A 20,961-nucleotide genomic window follows, 5' to 3' on the forward strand; every position below is an offset into this window, starting at 1 on the left:
CCCTGGGCGGTAGAGATTATGATTTGCGTCTTCTGCCTAGCAACCACAGCGGGATCATCAGGCCCAATACTATTGAACCAGCCCCACCGGCACTGTCTGTAGCGCCGGTGTCTGGTTCAGCTGCATTGTCAGCTGGACCATCCTGCTTGGCATCTGCGTTGTCACCGGCAATAGGGGATGTTGCGGTGGTGGACCGAAAGGTATAGCGACTCCAGGCAGTGTCGTAAGCGAGGCCGTTAATCACCGTAAAGAAATAATCGACCACGTCGTTGGCGCTCAGATTCGGAATTTCGTAGCTGAAGTCACCATCGCCTTTGGTCATGGACACATTCATTTGAACGCCACCGTTGACGATATAGTGCAGATCGATTTTGCTCGCATCCACTGCAGCGGTGACCATCAGAGAGCTGCCCTCTTCATTCAAACAAAAATCCTGGCAGTTGCCCTGACCGGCACCGCTACCGGCCCCAAAGACATACTGAGACCAGTCTGTGTCATATGCAGAGTCATCAATCACCGTGAAGAAGTAATCCACGACATCATTATTGAGCAGGCCCGAGATCTTGTATTCAAAGGCGCCCCCACTTTTGCTCATGGCTACATTCAATTGGGTGCCGCCATTCACTTTGTAATGGAAATCAACCAGTGATGCATCCACGGCGGCAGTGACGACCAGAGTGTCTCCCTGTTCTTCAAAGCAGAAGGTCTGACAGTCAGTCTGACCATTGCTGGTGGTGGTAAAACGAACAGTGGCGGCGGCTGAACTCTGGCCTGCTGTATCGAAGGCCTGCACTGATACCAGGTATTCCACGCCGGCAGACAGGCCGGTCAGTGTCAGACTTGTAGTCTTAAGCTCATGGGTCTGCAAAACCGAACCCTGCTGGCTTACCGTCACCTGATAATGATCGATGCCATAGTCGTCTGTCGCTGCGACCCAGCTGATGCTGGCACCGTTGTTGGTGATATTGGTGGTCGTCAGTTGGGTTGGGGTTGTGGGAGCTGTATCTCCACCTGAAGAATAATCGGTTGTGAAAGAGGTTGTTGTCGCGGTGGACTGATTGCCGCTGGCGTCACGGGCAATAATGCTCACGGTGTAGTCAGTCGAGGCGGTCAGACCGGTCAGGCTCAGATGAGTATCTTTCACGGTATAACGACTGTCTCCTGGAGTAACGGTGACCAGATAATCCGCCACGCCAATATTGTCGGTGGCGGGCAGCCAGCTTAACTGGGCGCTGGTGGCGGTAATTTGCGCCACAGTCATCGTGCCTGCTGGATAAGGAGCTTCGGTATCGCTTTGCTGGGAGTCCGGCATGTCACCAGTGACTTTACGACCGAAACTGTTGGCTGCCACCAAAATGGCCATTCCATCAGAGAATGTAACCAGTTTGGGAGTATCGCCGTAGTTATAGGCCAGGTACGTCAATTGACCGTTTTTCTCAAATACCATGGCTGCCGGATAGTCAGAGGAGACTGTGCCATCACCGGATTTCAGGTGTCCCAGCTGGCGCCAGGAGTTGATCCAGTGATAAGTATGGGCCATGGATTCGCCTGACTCCACGGTATAGTCGAAATTCCGGCTGTTGAAGTCAGCAACGGCGGCATCAGCATCGGTCATGGCCAGGATGTTCCACCAGATGTCTGACCATTCACCGCTGGCAAGTCCGGAAGGTTTGCCGTTGGATGATTCCTTCAGGCCGAGGGTGACATAATCAGCGAGATAATCCGGATGTTGGCCGATATGCATGACCAGTGGATTCAATGGCAATCCCTGAATACCAAGAATATGTGCATAGGCACCACTGAACCAGGTGGAAAAGACCATACCATTGCCCCAGATGATTGAGGTGGTCATTTTGTCGTATTCGGCGGGGAAGTTATCGTAGTCGCTGCCAAGCCCGCGATAGCGGTCGATATTGTTCCAGTATTCCCAATAGGAAGCGGCCGAGGACGCATGCAGGTACATACCCCGTTGGGTCAGTTCGTCGTTACCGGTAATCAGACCATAGAGCACGATTGCCCCATAGGCGTTGGCGGCTTCTGAGGTGGATTCATTGTTATTGCCCAGGACGAAATTGGCGTGCCCGGAAGCCCAGGAAAAGCCGTTGGCCGGATCAAAGTTGCGGGTATAAGGGAACATGGGATCGTTACGACCGGCGGCATAGTCACGAATCAGCAGTTCGACCATGCTGCCCCAGGCATCCGGTGCGCACCAGCTTTTGTCAGTACGGCAGATTTCTGCGGCGGCCCGGACAAAATAACCATAATGGAAATGGTGATCATTCAGCTGCTGTTGCGATCCGAAGCTTTCAGAAAAGCCCAACAGCGTATTCCACTGGTCGTCGTAGGCGAAGTATTTCGTGGCGTCAGGCTGGCCGTTATGAGTAGCAGTAAACCAGTCTTCCAGCTCCGCCTTCAGCCAGCTGATCAGCCGATCGTGCTCGCTGGTCATGCCGTGTTGCTGCGCCAGTGCCGCCAGTTCAGCCACTTTGCCGTAGTTTTTCCCGGCCCAGTAGGTGTCGGTCGCGGTATTCCAGGATGATTCCCCACGATCGACGAAATCAGTTATCAGACTTTTGAGTTTACCAACATCATATCCGGCGGTATCACTGCCAGGTAGAGAAGGCAACACACCAATGAATGGCAGTTCGTAACTGAACTGGGAAAGTGCGCTAAAGCGGACAATACCCCTGGAGCTGCGGGCTTTGTAGCCGGAGGAGGAAGTGTTCTGATCATTTTTCCATTGCAGCGGCATCTGACCGGCCATGGTGGTCACTTCCTGGTCCTGAAACAGATAGTGTTGCTGAATACGGACGCTGTTATCGGCCAGATCGACGTCATAGTCGATACGCACTTCATCCACCCGGTTCAGAGCCAGGGCGGCAAAATCATTGATCATGGCTGCCGAAGGCAGGCCATCATCGACAGGCAGCCATACTGCCGTGAAATGACCGCTGTTATTGCTGGCGGTGACGCTGGCGGCGTTGACGTTGCTGTACTGAGTGTCACCTTCACCAACTATCAAAAAGCTGTTGCGGTTACTGGCGACCTCGGTCCAGATGCCCAGTTTATTGCTGTTCTGATAGAACAAACCCCGTTCCGGGCCATCACCGCCACGGGTATTAATCTTTAATTGCCCGCTGAGGACATCGATAAACACATAAGGCGAGCCATACACAAACGTTGCCCGCATAACCGCTGTGCTGCCATCACGCCATTCGACAGTCATACTGCCATCACTGTAATCATAGAGACTGGCATCGAGGTTGCTGTGTGCGGTATTGGCGAACGCAATGCCGTCAAATACTTCACTGAATGGGTCGGGAATGGAGTACTGCCAGGCATTGTTGCCATCGTATTTCAAGCCATTGGGTATCCCCATCATTCGGAAGCCAAGATTGGTAATCCGGGCAGTAATCGGATCGGGGGTGATATAGCCGGCTTTGCTGCTGTCGCCGACAGGCATTTCTCCGTAGAAGGAAACTGAGCCCCACCACCGGTGAGTGGCGGTTGGTTGGTCGGAGGCTGGTCCGCTTAGTTGAGGGATTAATGGTTTCGGCGCACCAATAATGCCTGAAGGAGGGTTACAGCCGTCGATACCGGGTTCAACTATACCGGCATTTTGAATCCAGTAACCATAGTCGATGGAGCATGTATATCCCTCCGGGTTGGCTTGATTACTAATGCTACCCGATCCTACAGAGGTAATGGCTGCGTGTACCGGTGTGCAGAGAGTACCTACAACCACACTGCTGATCAGCATAGTGGTCTGGCATCGTTCCCAGATGTTTTTCTTATTGTGTTGCATAAGTTATTGTCCACAGGATCCCATGTAATTGGTTGCAACGAATATATTCCCGGTCTGGAAAACTCAAATGATTTTGAAAGTGTTTCGAAATATTGTCGGAGTGATCACGCATATAATGAGACTTCCAAACAGTAAGTAATGGTTTGTTACAGGCAGTTGCATGTTGATATAGCTGTTAGGAGCTGGTGCAATGGTGTTGATTTTTGATGGAGCCAGGATAACTTGATTTCAGTGCAGATCCCATGAATGCAACGTTACAGTGCCCGTTTTGTAATCGCAGACAGGATAATCCGGTAATAAAGTTGGCGGGCAGTCACCGTTGGCAATGCATGCACTGTCGACGCATGTTTTTGATTGTGGTCAGGAAATCGTGGTGGGGATGGTGCTATCAGACACACGTTATTTGAGTCGTTTTCTGGGCAGAATCTGCTGGCACAAAAAAACGGGCATTTGCCCGTTTTCCGCTATAAAACGTTTCAGTTTACAGCGTCTTTCAGTGCTTTACCGGCTTTGAACGCAACAGTATTGCTGGCTGGAATCTGAATGCTTTCGCCGGTCTGTGGGTTTTTACCCGTCCGGGCGGCACGACTTCTTTTTTCAAAGGTACCAAAACCAATCAGAGTAACAGAATCCCCTTTGCCAACTGCACCGGTAATTTCATCAAGAATCACATTCAGTACGTCAGCAGCTTTTTCTTTGGAGATATCTGCTTTTTCAGCAATCGCAGCAGCCAATTCTGGTTTACGCATAGATTTTCCCTCGTGTCATTATCATTATAGGCCCCAAAAATTGGGGTAGTTAATTGAACCGGTTTGCTCACAGAAGTCCGGGAACCTGTTTGGTCAGAACCATACGTTCCTTGACATACTCCCGGGTTAAAGCAAAGCCGAGTAATTGGTCGCCCTTGGTGTAGAGAGCTTTAATCCCGGATTCATTCTCTTCCACTGACCATTGACCTTGTTGGCCAGGACCGGGCGCCTGTATCACTATCGGACAAGCTGGTGTTTTGACGACAACAGGCATAGCTGGGTAATGGACTTCCATGGGCGTACCATTGAGAGTGGCGGCCAAAGCCCTGGCAGCGCTCATCAATGGCAAGACATACAATAAAACATGACCTTCAACCTCGGCACAATCCCCTAACGCGAAAATGTGCGAGAAATTTGTCTCAAGATAGCGATTTACTTTGATGCCATGGCCGGTAGCAAGACCTGCTTCCTGTGCCAGAGCAGTATTGGGGCGCAAACCAATGGCAGAGAGGACAATATCCGATTCCAGTTCCTGACCATTTGTCAGCCAGGTTCTGATACCGGTTTCAGTTTTCATCATGCGATTGACCAGTGGCCCGAGGTAAAACTGGACACCCAGCTCTTCAAGAGATTGCTGCAGCTGTTGGGAAACCGGTTTCGGTAACAACCGCTCCATCAGCTGATTGCCTGGAGAAACCAGTTGTACCTGAAAACCCGCCGTTGCCAGGTCATTAGCAAACTCGCAGCCAATTAGTCCACCGCCGAGCACCAGTACCCGCTTTTTGCCATTGAGATGCTCCTGAAAATGAGCAAACTGCTGCAGGCTGTTAACCGTAAACACATGGTCACCGGCATTACCGGGAATCTCCTGGCTGTTTGGGATTGCGCCAGTTGCCAGCACCAGCCGATCAAAGGCAATGGTTTCTGAACCTATAAAAATCAATTTGTTGTGGGGGTCGATATCGGTGACTTCAGTATTTATTCGAATAGTGGCATCGAGGATTTCCGACATTTTCCCCGGATCAGCCATTGTCAGGGTATCGGCAGTTTTTTCCTGGCTGATAGCATTGGACAGCATGGGTTTGGAATAATTTCGACCATCAGCAGATGAGATGATGATCAGTTCCTGCTGTTTGTTAAGTTTGCGAAACTCCCGCGCCAGGCTATAACCCGCCAGGCCGGAGCCAATAATAATGATGGGTTTCGAATTCGACATGTCAGCTCCTTACAGCTCGATCATTTCGAAGTCCTCTTTGCCGACTCCACAATCAGGACATGCCCAATCTTCTGGAATATCACTCCAGGCTGTTCCTGGTTCAATCCCTTCTTCCGGTAAACCTTCGGCTTCATCATAAATAAAACCGCAGACAATGCATTGCCATTTTCTCATCACTTAACCCTTATCGATTCCGCGGCCCAAAGCTACTGAGGCTGTTCTGCAAAAGCAATAGCAGGGCTGTATTTCTCTACTAATTTCCTGGTATCCGTCACGCAAATTATCGACAACTATAGACATCAGATGCATCTGTTTCTGATAAACTGCGCAGCCATCGTCATTGTCCCAAGTTTGCGGTTTTGATCCCAATATTATGAATCAGGCTCTTAAATTACGGCTTAACGCCTATATTACGCTGACCCGCCTCAATCGTCCCATCGGAACATTTCTTGTTTTATGGCCCACGTTATGGGCGTTGTGGCTGGCCGGTGGAGGATTGCCGAAAATCTCCAATCTGCTGATTTTCATCACCGGGGTGGTGTTGATGCGCAGCGCCGGGTGTGCCATTAATGACTTCGCGGACCGAAATTTCGATGGCCATGTTCAGCGCACCCAGACACGCCCTCTTGCGTTGGGTATTATCCGGCATCATGAGGCTGTGATTCTGTTCGTGGTGTTGTGTCTGGTTTCATTCGCTCTGGTGCTGATGACCAATCGGCAGACTGTGTACCTGTCGTTTGCAGGAGCAGCACTGGCGTTCATTTATCCATTTATGAAGCGTTATACCTATTTGCCCCAGGTGGTGTTGGGAGCTGCCTTCAGTTGGGCGATTCCTATGGCTTTCATGGCCGAAGCCGGAGAACTGACATCGATTACCTGGTTACTCTATACCGCCAATCTGTTATGGACGGTGGCATATGACACTCTGTACGCAATGGTTGATCGTGAGGACGATTTAAAAATTGGCGTGAAATCAACTGCCATTCTATTTGCTGAAGCCGATATTGCCGCAGTGGCAACCCTGCAGGGACTGGCCTGGCTGACCTGGGTGCTGGTAGGTGTTCGGGCCGGGTTGGGACTATTCTACTATCTGGCTCTTTTGGTCGCCGGTGCTATGTTCGTCTGGCAGATCTGGAGTGTTCGCAATCGTGATCGTGACGCCTGTTTTAAAGCGTTTTTGCACAATAACTGGGTTGGGGCGGTTATTTTTGTTGGTATCTTTCTGAACTTCCTATGACAGTCTATGAGTGCTCATATTTGACACTGAGATGACAATTGTCACTAATTTGTCATAAAGGAGCAGTTTAATTTTGCCAGAGTCAAATTGAGTGAGATAGCTATGTCTGGAAAAACCATACTGGTCGTTGATGATGAGACCCCCATCCGCGAAATGATTGCCGCAGCATTGGAAATGGCGGGTTATCACTGTATTGAAGCAGGTGATGCACAGGAAGCGATGTCAGTGGTAGTGGATCAGAAGCCGGACCTGTTATTACTGGACTGGATGTTACCTGGTTCCAGTGGCGTGGAAATCTGCCGCCGGTTGAAACGTGACCATCTCACTGCCGAGATTCCAGTGATTATGTTGACTGCCAAGGGAGAGGAAGATCATAAAATTCAGGGATTGGAGGCCGGTGCTGATGATTATATCACCAAGCCGTTTTCCCCTCGTGAACTGGTGGCTCGTCTGAAAGCTGTGCTACGTCGGGCAACCCCTCCTGGTATAGAGGAAGCGATTGAGGTGAATGGCCTGAGACTTGATCCAGGCAGTCATCGGGTCAGCTCGAATGGACAGGAAATTGAAATGGGCCCCACGGAGTTCAGGCTGTTACAATTCTTCATGAGTCATCAGGAGCGGGCCTATACACGGGCACAGTTACTGGATCAGGTCTGGGGAGGAAATGTATATGTGGATGAACGTACGGTCGATGTGCATATTCGCCGCCTGCGCAAAGCTCTCGGTGACCAGTTGATGACCATGATTCAAACCGTACGTGGAACCGGCTATCGTTTTTCTGCCAAAGTTAGCTGACTCCCAATTAAGACTGGATAATACTGTTCAATGATTAAAGATTATCGACGGCAACATCTGACTTCTGTTGTTGCCATGGCTTTGGCTATGATGTTGATTGGTGCCATTCTGGGCTATCCACTCATTGCCTTGCTGTTATATTTGATTGGCTATGTCGCTTGGTCCATGTGGCAGCAGAACAAGTTGATCGAATGGTTAAAACGAAAGGATACAACCGCCGAAAGTCTGCCGGATACCGATGGTCCGATGGGGATGGTGTTTGACTATCTCTATGGATTGTTGCGTCGGCATCGTCTCGAAGTACACCGCCTGAATGCCGTCATCAATCGTTTCCAGACTTCCACGTCGGCTCTTGAGGATGGCATTGTGATTGTGAATCAGGATGGCACGCTGGAGTGGTGGAACGAAGCCGCTGGAGACCTGCTGAGTTTTCAACCGCAGGATCGTGGCCAGCTGATCAATAACCTGATCCGCAGCCCCAAGTTTCAGAAGTTTTTCCGTAACGCCGTTCCCCGTACTAAAGTCAATATTCCCGCCCCGAGACGTGAGCATCTGACATTGCAGATTGCCATTACCATATATGGTGAAAACGAACGATTGTTGTGGGTGCGTGATATCTCCCGATTGCGGCAACTGGAGCAGATGCGCAAAGATTTTGTATCCAATGCCAGTCATGAACTGCGTACACCATTGACAGTTTTGCAGGGTTATCTGGAAACATTTATTGATATGGGTGACGTGCTGCCAGAGCGTATGCATCGGCCATTACAGCAAATGCAGGCACAGACCCGGCGCATGACCAACCTGGTCAATGATTTGATGCTGTTGACCCGTCTTGATGGTGATGATGATCGTCGGGGGGATATGCAGGTATATGTAAGGCAATTACTGGAAAGTATTGTTGAGGATGCACAGGCCCTCAGTGGAGATAAACATCATCAGATAGAGCTCAACATCGAAACCGAAGCTGATCTGATGGGAGATCCGAATTCATTGCGCTCGGCATTTTCCAACCTGGTGTTCAATGCCGTGCACTATACTCCGGAAAACGGCCAAATTATCGTTTCATGGCGCCAGGATGAGCGGTTTGCTTATATGAGCGTTGAAGACAGCGGTATTGGTATTGAGGCGCGGCATATTCCCCGTCTGACTGAGCGTTTTTACCGGGTTAATGTCAGCCATTCGACGGCGACTGGAGGAACCGGTCTGGGGTTGGCAATCGTCAAACATGCGCTGCAAATCCATGATGGTACACTGGACATCAGTAGCGAAGTTGGCAAAGGCAGTACCTTTACCTGTCGTTTTCCAGTGAAAAATCTCTATCAGCAACAAGAAGAACAACTGGCTGAAGAGTAATGGCTGTGCTGCTTAACGTACGGCCGCAATATATTTGGATAAAAACCCGAGTTTGTTTGGATCATCATCGACATATTTCAGTGATACCAGTAACTGGTCACAGGACATGTCTTTTTCCATTGCCGATACCGACACAATAAAACAGTTCATTCGTGCCACTTCTTCCGATTGATCCGGCAGTTGGATATCAACGACAGCCTGATCGAAGACGATGGGAACCAGTTCTGCTCTGGGGATCTGCAGCAAAATTTCGACCAGATTGATATCGCGAATTATCGCAGCCACTGAATTGTGAGCTACTCGCAATTGTGCGGCACCTTTATTACCAGACCGGGTTCTTGCTTTCACCACAGACTGTTTGCGTACCAGTTTTTCAGTCGCGGAATGACCTGCCAGCACGCTGGCAGAGTCGTTGCCGGTCGAAGGCTTGGGGGGAGTGATTGAGGCCGCACCGAGGAGATTCTGGGCTGAATCCTTGAACAGACCTTTTGGGCCACTGTTCTGAGGTGCTGCCGCACTTTTTCCGCCGCCATTGAGTAATTCCTGGACATAATCCTTATGATTACGACTCAGGGCTTTGAGGACTTTTTTGAGTAATTGGTCGTTGCTGAAAGGTTTGCCAATATAATCGCTGACACCGGCTTCTACTGCCTGTACGACATTTTCTTTGTCACCACGGCTGGTAACCATAATGAATGGCGTTTTCTGCAGGTTGTCCCGGGTTTCATATTCACGCAGCCAGGTTAGCAATTGCAGGCCATTCATTTCCGGCATTTCCCAATCGCATAGAATCAGGTCATAGGCATTTTTGGCAATCAGGTTTTGAGCTTTCTTGCCGTTGATCGCTTCGTCAAGGCCAAGGTCCGGAAAGAATCCGCGTAATGTACGTTTAATCAGGTCTCGTATAAATGCGGCATCGTCGATGCTCAGAATATTAATTCGGGCCACTCGGCATTCCTGTGATTGGTTGAGCTACTCTTCATCAGCATAGCAGCGATTTTGCCCGATTGCCGAATATCGCTCGATCCAGAGATGGGTTGCCGCGACTACCGTTACTGGAATCACCAGAAAGTTCAGTACGGGTACCAAAGTAGCCATTAACACCACAGAACCAAATCCCAGTGTGCGCAGTTTTTGCCGCCACAGCAGTTGACGTGTGTCTTCGAATGAATGGCCGAGAATATCCGCCGGATAATCAAGATATTGCAGAGCGGCCATCCAGGCAGAAAACAGTAACCACAGGAACGGGGCCGCAAGATTAAAACCTGGGATGAATGTGAAGATCAGTAGCACCAGGGCACGCGGCAGGTAGTAGGCCAGTTTGGCAAATTCTCTGGCTACAGTTTTTGCCATCAGGGGTAACCAGTTTTTCCAATGTGCGAGATTTGAGTCTGTCTCAATATTTGCCTGGTCGATAATTCTTTCCGCCAGCAGACCGCTGAACGGCGATGCCAGCAAGGTTCCAAATATTGCGAAACCAAGCAGCCATAGGGGCAGCAGAAAAATAATCAGCGAACCGATTAGCAAATTTTCAAGCCATTTTTTGGCTCCACCCAGCCAGTCTGGTAGCCAGGATATCAATGGCAGCAGTAGATGATCATCAATCATCTGAGTGAAGTACCAAATCAGTCCACAAATAGAAAGTGTGTTGATCAGCAGTGGAATGATCCAGAAGCGCTTCAACCCGGGTGTCATTAACCAGCGAAAGCCGGCAAGCCAGTAGTGAACAGAATCAATAAAAGGAGTGTGTTTCAGAGCCATGGTAAAGCAAAGTGAATCCATCAAAGAGGCAGGAGACTAATCAAGATTATCTTAATTAGCAAAACAAAACCGTGGCTCCAAAACCCTCCCTTAATCGCCCAATATCTGGACTCGTAATTTGAGCTTGTCCGGATGCAGTACCATGCGGGCATAACGCAAACTTTTATAACGCATATCCAGTGCCAGGGACTTGCGTAACTCCGCAATAGCCGTCTCCGGACAGCGGGCACCAAACACCACTCTGGTGAGTGTATTCCTGGTTAATGTGAGCCCTTTGGTTTGAAATTGCAGTGGTTTAAGCAGTCGCCATTCCTGTTCGGACTGTATTTCCGGAGGCAGTGACAAACATCCGGGAAATGGCGTGTCAGCACTGGCGGTGATGTGACGGTCTTGTTCATAAATGACTGGTTTGAGCATGGCTGGTTCAGATGGTTTTGACGCAAACGCAGGGCTCTGACAGTTTAACTGTAACGCCAGACCGAGATGATGATTACCTCGATACTGCCACAGACCAAAATGCTCCAACGGCTCAAACAGTGACAGCGTGGCCAGCTTTTTCCATTGCTCCGGATATTTTTTGGGAGGGTTATCTGCGACTGATTTGCGTTTGAGAGCGGATTCGATATCCGATCGTTTTGCCTCAGATTGCTGGCAAAAATAATCAAAACTCACCGCACCCCGCAAAAGTTCCGGTAGCTGTGTGTATTGCCTGTATAGTTCCTGGCGATAGTGTTCTTCTGAAACTGTCTGCTGAGGATCGTCAAATGGGTGATTTTGTAAGAAAGGATTCTGGTTTAGGGTTTCTGTTTCTAATGGTATAGATCCTTTCCTGAGCATTGCCAGGCCGGCGTCGAAGCGACAGAAAAACGTCAAAACCTCAGGCATTTGTTTCATAAGTGTATTCGTCTCGTTCGTTTGTAGGATATATCTTACAAAACTGTCAGTGATTGCTGTTTGTGTACGTTGTTTTCAAGACAAATGATGACAGCTTGAGTACCTCCCCCCCATGAATACTGGCTTTGCCAGAATAGTAGAGATTTCAGGTCACCTGTACTTGGTTTTTGTAACCACCTGAACCCGGATGCTTTTGGTATAGTTTCTCTCGTTGACGGGACAGCAACAAAGGACAAGCACACCATTGACGGAGTGCTCTGCAACGGAAAGCATCACATTGGAAGTATAGCGGCAGGAGCTGCACACCAGGGAGGTGTGATTTCGGGATGAATGAAAAGGACTCGGGTTTGGCAGGAGCCACAACTTAAGGATGAGTGTTCAGGAAGGATTCTCCAGGATAAGGATCAGGAATGGCAGGAGCCGGCATTCAGGATGAATGCTCAGGAAGGAATCGACAGGAAAGGGATCAGGAGTGGCAGGAGCCAGCATTCAGGATGGATGTTCAGGAAGGAATCGACAGGATAAGGATCAGGAATGGCAGGAGCCAGCATTCAGGATGAATGTTCAGGAAGGAATCGACAGGAAAGGGATCAGGAATGGCAGGAGCCAGCATTCAGGATGAATGTTCAGGAAGGAATCGACAGGAAAGGGATCAGGAATGGCAGGAGCCAGCATTCAGGATGAATGTTCAGGAAGGATTCGCCAGGATAAGGATCAGGAGTGGCAGGAAGCCGGCATTCAGGATGAATGTTCAGGAAGGAATCGCCAGGATAGGGATCAGGAACGGCAGGAGCCGGCATTCAGGATGAATGTTCAGGAAGGAATCGCCAGGATAAGGATCAGGAGTGGCAGGAGCCAGCATTCAGGATGAATGCTCAGGAAGGAATCGACAGGATAAGGATCAGGAACGGCAGGAGCCAGCATTCAGGATGAATGTTCAGGAAGGAATCGCCAGGATAAGGATCAGGAATGGCAGGAAGCCAGATAAGGGACCGTAGTACTTAAGGACACTGGATTGCAAAGGATCAGCGATAGGACATCAATTGCTAATGACTCGCTCTGGGGCGGTATGCCGACCGCCCCGTCTCATTTCCCCTCATAATTCTCCACATATTTTTATATTTGCTTAGACCCCTGTGCACCCGACAGGGCCAGCCGACGGGTAATTTCAACGATGGCAGACCATTTGTCACCACACCATTCCGGGGCCAACAGGCTATCTGATCTGGCTTTGGCGCTGACCCGATGATACACAATATGTTCTGGTGTTCTCTGGATCAGATCGACGGCAGCCTCCACATATTCCGGTAGCGTTAATGCTTGCAATCGGCCTGACCGCCAGGTCCGGGCCATGGCACTTCCTTCAACAACATGCAGTGGGTGCAGTTTCAATCCATCAACACCTGTTGCGATGACCTGGGAGAGGGTTTGTCGATAATCACCCTGATTTTCTCCAGGTAAACCTACAATTAAATGGCAACAAACTTTCAGGTTGTGCTGTCGGGCTCGTTCTGTCGTCTGTTGATAACATCGAAAATCATGACCCCGGTTGATTCGTTTAAGGGTCTGATCGTGAGCGCTTTGTAATCCCAGCTCCAGCCAAACTTCTTTCCCTTGCCGTTGGTAGTCTGCCAGCATTTCGATGACGTCATCGCTGACGCAATCGGGACGTGTGCCGACGCAAATACCCACAACATCTTCACTGGCAAGCGCCTGTTGATACATGCGTTTCAGGTAGCTGGTTTCGGCATAGGTGTTACTGTATGCCTGAAAATAGGCCAGATAACGGATATTACGATGTTTGAGCTCTTGTTTACGCATCACCAGCTGTTCGGTAATCGATAAATGCTGCTGTTGCGCGGCGACAAAGGAATCAACATTGCAAAAGGTACATCCCCCGCGGCCAATAGTGCCGTCCCGATTGGGGCAGGTGAAGTTGGCATCGATGGTCAGTTTTCTGATCTTACCGCCAAAACGTGCTTTAAGATCACGTCCCAGGGTATTTACGTATTGGTCGAGCTGCATGGAACTGGCTCACGGCAAAAGTCATGCAGTATAAGAAGATGGCAAAACTGACCGGATGCGCAACATCAGCATTTATAGCACTGAAGTAACCATTTTCGCGCTCAGCACAATGAGCAGCACTGAAAATATCTTTTTCAGGATGCCAACGGGCAGACGATGAGCAAGACTGACACCGATCGGTGCCGTGAAAAAACTCATGAGTGAGATGATCAAAACCGCCGGGATATAGATAAAACCAATTGTCAGGTGTTCCGCCGATGTGTTTGACCAGCCATTGACCAGATAGCCGATTGTCCCTGCGATAGCAATTGGCAGACCGATGGCCGCCGATGTGCCGATGGCGTTTTTCAACGGAATGTTGCACCAGGTCAGATAGGGAACTGTCAACGAACCTCCGCCAATAGAAACGAGTGCTGAAATGCCACCGATAACCCCGCCAGCTGACAGTACTCCTGCCGCGCCAGGCAGTTCGCGATGTTCCTTGGGTTTGATATTCAAAAACATTTGCACCGAAACGTAGGCCATGAACGCGCTGAAGAAAATTGCCAGGGGCTTGGAGCTCAAATGGGAAGCGAGAAATGTGGCGGCAAATGTGCCAAGAATAATGCCTGGAGTAATAGTTTTGACGATATCCCACCGAACACTGCCTTTGGCATGATGTGCCCTCAGACTGGACAGGGAAGTAATTATGATAGCCGCCATCGATGTTCCCAGCGCAAGATGTACCACTTCATCCACCGCCACTCCCTGGGATAAAAACAGTGTTGTCAGGGCCGGAACCATAATTCCACCACCGCCAACTCCGAGTAATCCGGCCATAATACCGACAACAGCGCCCAGTAATAGCAGCATAATAATGACATTTAGGGTGATCACGCATACTCCCTAGGAAACGGTGGATGGATCAGGTTTTTTAACTCTGAAGTGTCGATTATGTCATTCGGTTTTGGATGCCGCCATGGGGGAAAGTATCAGGATGGCAGCCAGGCCTATGGCAATGGAAAGGCCGAAGCTGGCAACGGCCGGGGTATGACTGAAGGCCAGTATTGCAAACACAGCCGTAGAAGATCCGGCCGATAACAGCACTGACTGTTGAACTTCCTGGGTCAGTCCTTTATCTGCGTAAAAAATCACACAATCAATTCCCAATGCCAGAATCAGCAATTGGGAAATCAAATGGAACGTATTCAGTTCTCCCTGTATCAAAACAGTCAGGATGGCAGAAACAGCCATTGCCAGCAGTATCGGGCTCAGAGTCCATGCCACCCGGCGATAACCATAGCGGACCCACAAAACAACTGCGACCAATAATACTGAGATCACTGTCAGGGTTAGCAGATGCTGACGATACTGGCCCAGCTTGGCTGATATCTGAGCTGGAATATCGACGTAAACCAGCCCCAGTTGATTGCTGATCTGTTTAATCTCTTGCAGATTGCTCTCGGTTTTGAAGCGAACACTGAATCCTGTGCCGGCACTGCCAGTGACATAAAGACTGCTGGACAACTCCGGCAGAGCTGCCAGCTGGTCCTCAATAGAAGCGGCATCTTCTTCGAAGGTCGGAAGTTTCATGCCATAGTCATCGCGGATAAAGTTCAGGAATCCGCCAGTTTTGGCAGCAAGCATTAACGCAGTAGCTTCCTGCTGCTGCTGAGTGTTTCGCAATAATGGCTGTAGTGACAGAGTCTGGATGCCGTCGTGTTCAAGGGTGTTGACGAAATGATCCAGTGCTTCGCTGGCACGCTCTGCTTCGGGAGAATCGATAAAGACATATTGGTGGCTGTAATTCTCGCGCCAGTGCTGAATGATTTTTGCTTCGTTGGCCAGGGTAGTGGATTTGGCGTACAACAGTTGTGTGTCATCGTCAAACAGGGGACGGCCAATCCACATGGCAGTGGCCGTGAGCACCAGTATCAGGCCGGCACTGACCAGTAACCGGAACGAATAGACAGCATTATTCAGAGGTTGTAGCAGGGGGCAGTGTTCACGGGCAGGCGTTCGCTTGTGAATATTCTGGATGAGCTGCCTGGCGCTGACCGTCACCGTCAGGAACGCACCCAGCAGGCCGGCAATCATAAATATTCCAACCTGATGCAGTAGGGCGATCGGGGTAAACTGCAGAGTCAGGTAACCGATAATGGTGGTCAGCAGGCCAAGAATCAGGGGCACTCGGATCTTATTCAGCCAGAGCCGGTGATGACGGGCAGTGCTCATGGCATGGAAGCCATAATCTCCGGCGATTCCCAGCAATGACACGGCAAATACCAGGCTGAGCAGGTGTACCTGTTGAAAGAATATCCATAAGCCCAGCAGGCCAGCCAAAACCGCATTGGTCAGCACCAGCAGGGAGATAACTGCCGGCCAGGCAGAACGATACACCCCAACAATCAGGATGATAATGGCCAGCAATGACAGTCCCATGGAGAAAGAAATCTCTTTTTTGGCCTGGGCGGTGGTGAACAATGCGTGGAAGACGGAGCCGGATTTGTAGACCGATATGTCCGGAAACTGATTTTTCAGTTGTTGCAGAGTGCTCTCAAGCCCGTCAATCAATGGCTGGGCGAGATCGTTTGTCAGGTCGGTTTTCAACTGCAGGGTAAATAACGCTGCATAATCATGCCGGTCGTGGCGCAGCCGCCATGCTCTGGACTGAAAATCAAATGAGTTGGCGGCCAGGTTCAAGAATGCGGCGCTGGCCAGCGTACTGTCCTGATCGATGCTCCTGGCCAGCCATGGGGCGAAGTTGCGATTCAGCTCCGTTTCGAACAGCAGGCGGATCTGCTCTGGATCCTGAGCGGTCAGCGCCTGCAGATATTCGGGTGTTAAAAAAGCACCGGGGTGACTGGTGATCATGTTGACCCAGGGCTCAAATGAGCCTTCGGTCTGTTCGGCCAGATCCAGCTTCCGTAAAGACTGTTGCAGAACCCCGGCAGCCTGACTGACGGTCTCCAGATTATCAGCCAACAGTAACAGGTTGATGGTGCGGGCCTGGTTTTGGGAGATGTTTTCCTGCATGGCCTGCTGCAATGGGGATGAAGATTCCTGTGGCAGCAGAGAAAGCAGATCCGTCTGAAGGGTGACAGGCTTGGCTACCCAAAGCAGGGTCAGCAGAATGACGCTGATAAGGGGCTGAAGCCACCAGTTATTGAGTCGCTGCATCAAGTTTTAACGCATCCTGTTCAGAGAGCTGGTCCGATATAAACGTCAAGTCGATGATGGTTGACGCTCCTCTGGCCTGAAATAGCGTTACCTCTTTTGGATGGCGGTCACCGCAGATTTTTACCGCTTCCAGTACCGATTGTACCTGCGAGGATTTGGCCTTCAGGCCCACGCACCAGGATTGTCGGTCACCTTTAAAGAACATTTCAAAATACCGACTCAACGGGGTCCAGTTGTTGAATATCGTGGCTTTTAATAATGCACCTATCTGTTCACCTGCAGGAATGATCCGGTAAGAGCCATCATGCTGCAACTCATAGACGCCCGTTTCAGTGACCAGCGTTGATGATGGCCTGGGCTGCTCAGAAATCCACAACAACCCTTGTGGTTGCCGGTAAATGAAGTATCCATTCGACAGAATTGGCTTTTCCAGCGCCGGGATCGTTCTTGCCTCGGTGAATGTTCCCTTGCCTGTCGCGGTAACCTGTAGATTCGTCAGTGATGGGATCTTGTGAGGATCTACGGGCGTGAAATCACTGAAATCAGCCGCCGGCCAGGCAGGTGATGCCAGGAGCACAATAATCAGTGACAGCCAAATTCGCATTTCTTGAAGGTACCTCGTACTTACTGAGCCTTGATATGGTAAAGACAAGCATGTTTCCGCCGGTGCGATAACGCCAGCAGGGTGGCTATCTTGCCAGACCGTTCCGGTTCAATCCAGGTCGGGCTTAACATCGCCGGTAAAGCGTAACTGTCCGGATGAAAAAATCATTGAACCTTGGTGATAGGTGAAGCGAATGCGATTGATGGGCCGGTGCTCCAGGGTCAGGCTGATGGTCTGACCGGCCGGTATGGCGGTCAGATAGTGCAGCGTCTCGACTGTATTGGCGTTGCAGTGATGCAAAGGAAAGTAAACGTTAGCGTAGTGGATGACCCACTGTAACTGCAGTATTCCGGGCAACGAAGTAACCGTAGCCGAAGCTTTGGCGAGATTCCTCAAGGTTGCCGGTATAAACACCTCCAGAGTCACCATGTCCGGCTGCTGGTGGACCTCTCTGATGTCAGGCCATTCATCGTTGTGGGTCAATGCTCCGGTCTCCGGTTAGAATAAACAGGCTCAGTCAAATGGCTGATAGTTGAACCAGTCAACCTTCAGCGTGCTGTCGTTGCCCGGGTAATCGCCGGCTTCGCCGCTGGACCAGTGTGTTGCGGCGTGCCAGACGTTTAACATGAAGTTTGCGGCATGCTGCGGCACCATGGTCCGGTCTGTCATATCCCAAAGAGTGATTTCCTGGTCATCCATCACCATAAACCAGCGCACGCGATCCTCGTACCATTCAAATCCGAGGTGATAATAAGTCTGCGCTGCGGGAAAGTCTGCCAATCTTACGGTTGAGAGGTTGCCGGCGTATTCCGTATCGTAATTATCTTCGCCGCCATCGGGCGTTTGATACATTTCGCCGGTACTCATGTTGATGCTGCGGGTTTTTTTGCGAAAACCAGCGTCATCGGAGTCTGTCCAGGTAGTCAGCCAGAGCAGATGTGGTTCGCCGCAGAGATATTCGATGTCTATTTCTGAGTTATCGCTAAGCCCATTTTGGTTAAGGTCTTCACCATTGTTGTGATAAGTGAAGATACCGCTGACAACCTCCTCGTCGGCGGCGCATCGGGCAAACTGAACCTTCACTTCATAACGGCCATAATGCAGGGCCTGTTGAGTCCATACCTCAGTGGCAAATTCCGGTGAGGTGCGATCTGTACTCTGCAGCGCTGGGTTGCCGGGAAATACCAATGACAGAATATGGCCATCATCTGCGTGACTGTCTGTATCACCAAAAATAATGCTGGCACCTTCCTGCATACGGGAATCCCACAGTGACGAGTCCATAGTAAAATTATCTGTTTTTGTTTTTACTATGGCTTCGTTTTTGTCCGGACTGGTGGGTTCGTCAATTTCACCGTCGGTTTTACAGCCTGACAGGCAGACAGTGGCAAAAAGAATAATAACGGTTCGATACATAATGGCCTGCATGATAATTGGCGCAACGGAAGCCGTTAATATTAAAGCTTCGCATCAGAATAACGTTGATATGTGACTATAAGTCATGGGCGATGAGTTCGCACTTTTCCGATAAATCACGGTGCCGGGTCGTCAGTATCCAGTCAAAGATGAAGAAATAAATGTTGGATCTCAGTCACCACCGCCGCCGCAGCCACTCCCGCAACTGCTACCACAACCACTGCCTCCGGAATCCCCTGCGCCATCAAAAAAACCGCTATGGCCAGAGGAGCTGCCTGAGTCCCCCACACATCCTGAGGAACAACCGATGTCGCCGGCACAAAAACCGGTGCCGTAATTGGGAGACAGTGGATTGCTGCAATTCAGAGAATATTTAAATCCATCGTCAATCTGAAGCTGACTGTCTATCGCAAACAATAGTGGGAGTCGGCTTGGTTGATCCGGTCTGATCCTGGCTTTATGGCAGGCCAGACGCCAGGTACGCTTAATGCCCTCCTGAGCATGAACAGGGGTACTCATGGCTTCTGTGGGGGTGTGGTGCAGAAAATATCCGAATGCTTTTTGGCAGAACAGTTCGTAGGCCCGGGTTGACAGAATAAATTCGTGCCAGGCCACATCGACCACCTGTGACGGCATGGCCACCATTTTGCGTTTGGCCTGATTACAAATGTAAAAATAATCACGCAGAGCCCGAAACACCAGTTCTACCTGATCATTATTAAGGTGGGGATAGACCTTGCGCAGCTTTTTCTCCAGCCCGGGGTGAAACTGGTAGTTTTCGATGTATTGAAGACGGCTGCTTTTGCGCTGACGTAGAAACCAGAAAACCAGCAGGATGATAACCGTAGACAGAATAATGATGTTGATTTCCATATGGGTAAATCTCCTTTAATCGAAAGATGCCTGGAACAACAGACAGGCATCCGGATGACTTTCAGACTTCAAACTCTATATGTTTAAGAAGGCTCAGGCCATGGTGTTGGTCGTAGTATGCGGCTTCGTTAACAAACGCCGGACATAAACCGGGCTCATCCTGATAAAACACAGTATCCCCATTTTGCAGCAAAAACAGAGGATCTCCGGGATTCAGAGGCTGGAAGTCTCTGTCCTGCACGTTGGGATGAATCATGCCGACCAGATTGCCCTGTTCGTCTTCGGGCATTTTGACCTTCTTAACAAACTGGAATCCGCTTGCTGTTTCGGGTAACTCGGGTGCCTTTCCAATATTTGCCAGGTGCAGATAATCCAGCACCGCATTGGTGGCCACTCTGGTGGCTTCAAAGATATCCGCCCGCAGACAGCCCTGTGCGACCGGACCGACTTCAATAATCAGCCCGCCGATTCGACCGATGGAAATCATAAAGTTATCTTCCATACGATCCACCTCCTGATAAAACAGCGTGACGTTGGGCACTGTCTTTTGCACGTACACGGCGGCGCGTTTGACAATCGGATTCAGGCTGTTGATCACAATGGTAATACCCATGTTGGCCGTGGTGGTATGCAGGTCAATAATGAAATCGCGAGCCGGGTCCTGTTTGGGGCCAATCAATTGGTTGATGGCTTTGGCGCGGTTTTGTTCATAGCCCGGTAATGTTACGTTGGCAAGATCCTGGATAGCGAACTGACGGTTCAGGTCCTGGTCGATATAACGACAGTTCATGGCATGGGCGCGGGGGTTGGCGAGCAGTGTTTCGGTAACAAAGCTGCCACGATTAATTTCCTGTGGTTTTTGTTCCCATCGCCTGAGCAGGTGGACACCTGTTAACTCATTACCATGAGTTCCGCCGACAATGACAACAGATTTGATTGAGTCCATAACCGTTTCCTGAAACATTTGGAATGATTGGGTAATCATACCGTAATCAGATTGAAAGTATTTGGGTGATTCTCGATACATTTGTTTGGGCAAATGGGTGGATTTTCACCCAAACTGGCGAACAG

General features: G+C 50.1%; 19 protein-coding genes. 4 read left to right on the forward strand and 15 right to left on the reverse strand.

The annotated features are described in order from the left end of the window. Window positions 1–16 precede the first annotated feature (16 nt). From YC6258_RS03920 to rd, 4 genes are all read right to left on the reverse strand, one after another. Window positions 17–3,805 (reverse strand): glycosyl hydrolase, encoded by a 3,789-nt coding sequence (locus tag YC6258_RS03920; protein WP_052830039.1) that lies wholly within the window; start codon window positions 3,803–3,805, stop codon window positions 17–19. A 476-nt stretch (window positions 3,806–4,281) separates the two neighbouring features. Further along, window positions 4,282–4,554 carry an HU family DNA-binding protein gene (locus tag YC6258_RS03925; protein ID WP_044615889.1) on the reverse strand — a complete coding sequence of 91 codons (273 nt, stop codon included), beginning with the start codon at window positions 4,552–4,554 and terminating at the stop codon, window positions 4,282–4,284. Window positions 4,555–4,621: 67 nt separating this feature from the next. Next, window positions 4,622–5,770, reverse strand: coding sequence for an FAD-dependent oxidoreductase (locus YC6258_RS03930; RefSeq protein ID WP_044615890.1), 1,149 nt, complete (start codon window positions 5,768–5,770; stop codon window positions 4,622–4,624). A gap of 9 nt (window positions 5,771–5,779) precedes the next feature. Continuing rightward, window positions 5,780–5,944, reverse strand: a complete 165-nt coding sequence (gene rd / locus YC6258_RS03935) for a rubredoxin (RefSeq protein WP_044615891.1) — start codon at window positions 5,942–5,944, stop codon at window positions 5,780–5,782. A gap of 199 nt (window positions 5,945–6,143) precedes the next feature. On the opposite strand from rd, the gene ubiA reads away from it, so the two are divergent. From ubiA to phoR, 3 genes are all read left to right on the forward strand, one after another. Then, window positions 6,144–7,007: a 4-hydroxybenzoate octaprenyltransferase gene (gene ubiA, locus YC6258_RS03940; protein WP_044615892.1), complete on the forward strand. Its 864-nt coding sequence runs from the start codon at window positions 6,144–6,146 to the stop codon at window positions 7,005–7,007. Window positions 7,008–7,109: 102 nt separating this feature from the next. Continuing rightward, a complete protein-coding gene (phoB, locus tag YC6258_RS03945) occupies window positions 7,110–7,802 on the forward strand; it encodes a phosphate regulon transcriptional regulator PhoB (RefSeq protein ID WP_044615893.1) in 693 nt (230 codons plus the stop codon). Between the two features lie 30 nt (window positions 7,803–7,832). Then, window positions 7,833–9,158 (forward strand): phosphate regulon sensor histidine kinase PhoR, encoded by a 1,326-nt coding sequence (phoR, locus tag YC6258_RS03950; protein ID WP_044615894.1) that lies wholly within the window; start codon window positions 7,833–7,835, stop codon window positions 9,156–9,158. Window positions 9,159–9,170: 12 nt separating this feature from the next. Here the strand turns inward: phoR and YC6258_RS03955 are convergent, their stop codons facing one another. The 3 genes from YC6258_RS03955 to YC6258_RS03965 form a co-directional block, all read right to left on the reverse strand. Continuing rightward, window positions 9,171–10,106, reverse strand: coding sequence for a response regulator (locus YC6258_RS03955; RefSeq protein WP_044615895.1), 936 nt, complete (start codon window positions 10,104–10,106; stop codon window positions 9,171–9,173). 24 nt (window positions 10,107–10,130) lie between these two features. Beyond that, the gene (gene cysZ / locus YC6258_RS03960) at window positions 10,131–10,919 is read right to left on the reverse strand and encodes a sulfate transporter CysZ (RefSeq protein ID WP_044615896.1); all 789 of its coding nucleotides are present in this window, start codon (window positions 10,917–10,919) and stop codon (window positions 10,131–10,133) included. A gap of 90 nt (window positions 10,920–11,009) precedes the next feature. After that, window positions 11,010–11,813: a hypothetical protein gene (locus YC6258_RS03965; protein WP_144407556.1), complete on the reverse strand. Its 804-nt coding sequence runs from the start codon at window positions 11,811–11,813 to the stop codon at window positions 11,010–11,012. Window positions 11,814–12,373: 560 nt separating this feature from the next. Here YC6258_RS03965 and YC6258_RS03975 point away from each other — a divergent pair. Further along, window positions 12,374–12,622, forward strand: a complete 249-nt coding sequence (locus tag YC6258_RS03975; RefSeq protein ID WP_044615899.1) for a hypothetical protein — start codon at window positions 12,374–12,376, stop codon at window positions 12,620–12,622. A gap of 307 nt (window positions 12,623–12,929) precedes the next feature. Here the strand turns inward: YC6258_RS03975 and mnmL are convergent, their stop codons facing one another. From mnmL to YC6258_RS04015, 8 genes are all read right to left on the reverse strand, one after another. Beyond that, window positions 12,930–13,838 (reverse strand): tRNA modification radical SAM protein MnmL/YtqA, encoded by a 909-nt coding sequence (mnmL, locus tag YC6258_RS03980; RefSeq protein WP_044615900.1) that lies wholly within the window; start codon window positions 13,836–13,838, stop codon window positions 12,930–12,932. 72 nt (window positions 13,839–13,910) lie between these two features. Continuing rightward, window positions 13,911–14,714 carry a sulfite exporter TauE/SafE family protein gene (locus YC6258_RS03985; protein WP_245627007.1) on the reverse strand — a complete coding sequence of 268 codons (804 nt, stop codon included), beginning with the start codon at window positions 14,712–14,714 and terminating at the stop codon, window positions 13,911–13,913. Between the two features lie 60 nt (window positions 14,715–14,774). Further along, window positions 14,775–16,997 carry an MMPL family transporter gene (locus YC6258_RS03990; protein ID WP_044615901.1) on the reverse strand — a complete coding sequence of 741 codons (2,223 nt, stop codon included), beginning with the start codon at window positions 16,995–16,997 and terminating at the stop codon, window positions 14,775–14,777. Further along, on the reverse strand, window positions 16,981–17,601 hold the full coding sequence (locus tag YC6258_RS03995; protein ID WP_044615902.1) for a LolA-like protein: 621 nt from the start codon (window positions 17,599–17,601) through the stop codon (window positions 16,981–16,983). Before YC6258_RS03995 ends, YC6258_RS03990 begins: the two co-directional genes overlap by 17 nt. Window positions 17,602–17,709: 108 nt before the next feature. Beyond that, a complete protein-coding gene (locus YC6258_RS04000; protein WP_044615903.1) occupies window positions 17,710–18,084 on the reverse strand; it encodes an ApeI family dehydratase in 375 nt (124 codons plus the stop codon). Between the two features lie 30 nt (window positions 18,085–18,114). Further along, window positions 18,115–19,017: a glycoside hydrolase family 16 protein gene (locus YC6258_RS04005; protein ID WP_044615904.1), complete on the reverse strand. Its 903-nt coding sequence runs from the start codon at window positions 19,015–19,017 to the stop codon at window positions 18,115–18,117. 171 nt (window positions 19,018–19,188) lie between these two features. Continuing rightward, window positions 19,189–19,890, reverse strand: a complete 702-nt coding sequence (locus YC6258_RS04010; RefSeq protein ID WP_044615905.1) for a glycine-rich domain-containing protein — start codon at window positions 19,888–19,890, stop codon at window positions 19,189–19,191. A gap of 61 nt (window positions 19,891–19,951) precedes the next feature. After that, on the reverse strand, window positions 19,952–20,836 hold the full coding sequence (locus tag YC6258_RS04015; protein WP_044615906.1) for an aspartoacylase: 885 nt from the start codon (window positions 20,834–20,836) through the stop codon (window positions 19,952–19,954). Window positions 20,837–20,961: the final 125 nt, after the last annotated feature.

The sequence above is a fragment of the Gynuella sunshinyii YC6258 genome (assembly GCF_000940805.1).
Classification (GTDB): domain Bacteria; phylum Pseudomonadota; class Gammaproteobacteria; order Pseudomonadales; family Natronospirillaceae; genus Gynuella; species Gynuella sunshinyii.

What these genes read in the sequence shown, in the direction of transcription:
- YC6258_RS03965 (WP_144407556.1), bottom strand. Translation starts at nt 11,813, where the DNA reads ATGAAACAAATGCCTGAGGTTTTGACGTTTTTCTGTCGCTTCGACGCC.
- phoB (WP_044615893.1), top strand. Translation starts at nt 7,110, where the DNA reads ATGTCTGGAAAAACCATACTGGTCGTTGATGATGAGACCCCCATCCGC.
- rd (WP_044615891.1), bottom strand. Translation starts at nt 5,944, where the DNA reads ATGAGAAAATGGCAATGCATTGTCTGCGGTTTTATTTATGATGAAGCC.
- YC6258_RS03930 (WP_044615890.1), bottom strand. Translation starts at nt 5,770, where the DNA reads ATGTCGAATTCGAAACCCATCATTATTATTGGCTCCGGCCTGGCGGGT.
- mnmL (WP_044615900.1), bottom strand. Translation starts at nt 13,838, where the DNA reads ATGCAGCTCGACCAATACGTAAATACCCTGGGACGTGATCTTAAAGCA.
- YC6258_RS03920 (WP_052830039.1), bottom strand. Translation starts at nt 3,805, where the DNA reads ATGCAACACAATAAGAAAAACATCTGGGAACGATGCCAGACCACTATG.
- YC6258_RS03995 (WP_044615902.1), bottom strand. Translation starts at nt 17,601, where the DNA reads ATGCGAATTTGGCTGTCACTGATTATTGTGCTCCTGGCATCACCTGCC.
- YC6258_RS04015 (WP_044615906.1), bottom strand. Translation starts at nt 20,836, where the DNA reads ATGGACTCAATCAAATCTGTTGTCATTGTCGGCGGAACTCATGGTAAT.
- phoR (WP_044615894.1), top strand. Translation starts at nt 7,833, where the DNA reads ATGATTAAAGATTATCGACGGCAACATCTGACTTCTGTTGTTGCCATG.
- YC6258_RS03975 (WP_044615899.1), top strand. Translation starts at nt 12,374, where the DNA reads ATGTTCAGGAAGGAATCGACAGGAAAGGGATCAGGAATGGCAGGAGCC.
- YC6258_RS03925 (WP_044615889.1), bottom strand. Translation starts at nt 4,554, where the DNA reads ATGCGTAAACCAGAATTGGCTGCTGCGATTGCTGAAAAAGCAGATATC.
- YC6258_RS04005 (WP_044615904.1), bottom strand. Translation starts at nt 19,017, where the DNA reads ATGTATCGAACCGTTATTATTCTTTTTGCCACTGTCTGCCTGTCAGGC.
- YC6258_RS04010 (WP_044615905.1), bottom strand. Translation starts at nt 19,890, where the DNA reads ATGGAAATCAACATCATTATTCTGTCTACGGTTATCATCCTGCTGGTT.
- ubiA (WP_044615892.1), top strand. Translation starts at nt 6,144, where the DNA reads ATGAATCAGGCTCTTAAATTACGGCTTAACGCCTATATTACGCTGACC.
- cysZ (WP_044615896.1), bottom strand. Translation starts at nt 10,919, where the DNA reads ATGGCTCTGAAACACACTCCTTTTATTGATTCTGTTCACTACTGGCTT.
- YC6258_RS03990 (WP_044615901.1), bottom strand. Translation starts at nt 16,997, where the DNA reads ATGCAGCGACTCAATAACTGGTGGCTTCAGCCCCTTATCAGCGTCATT.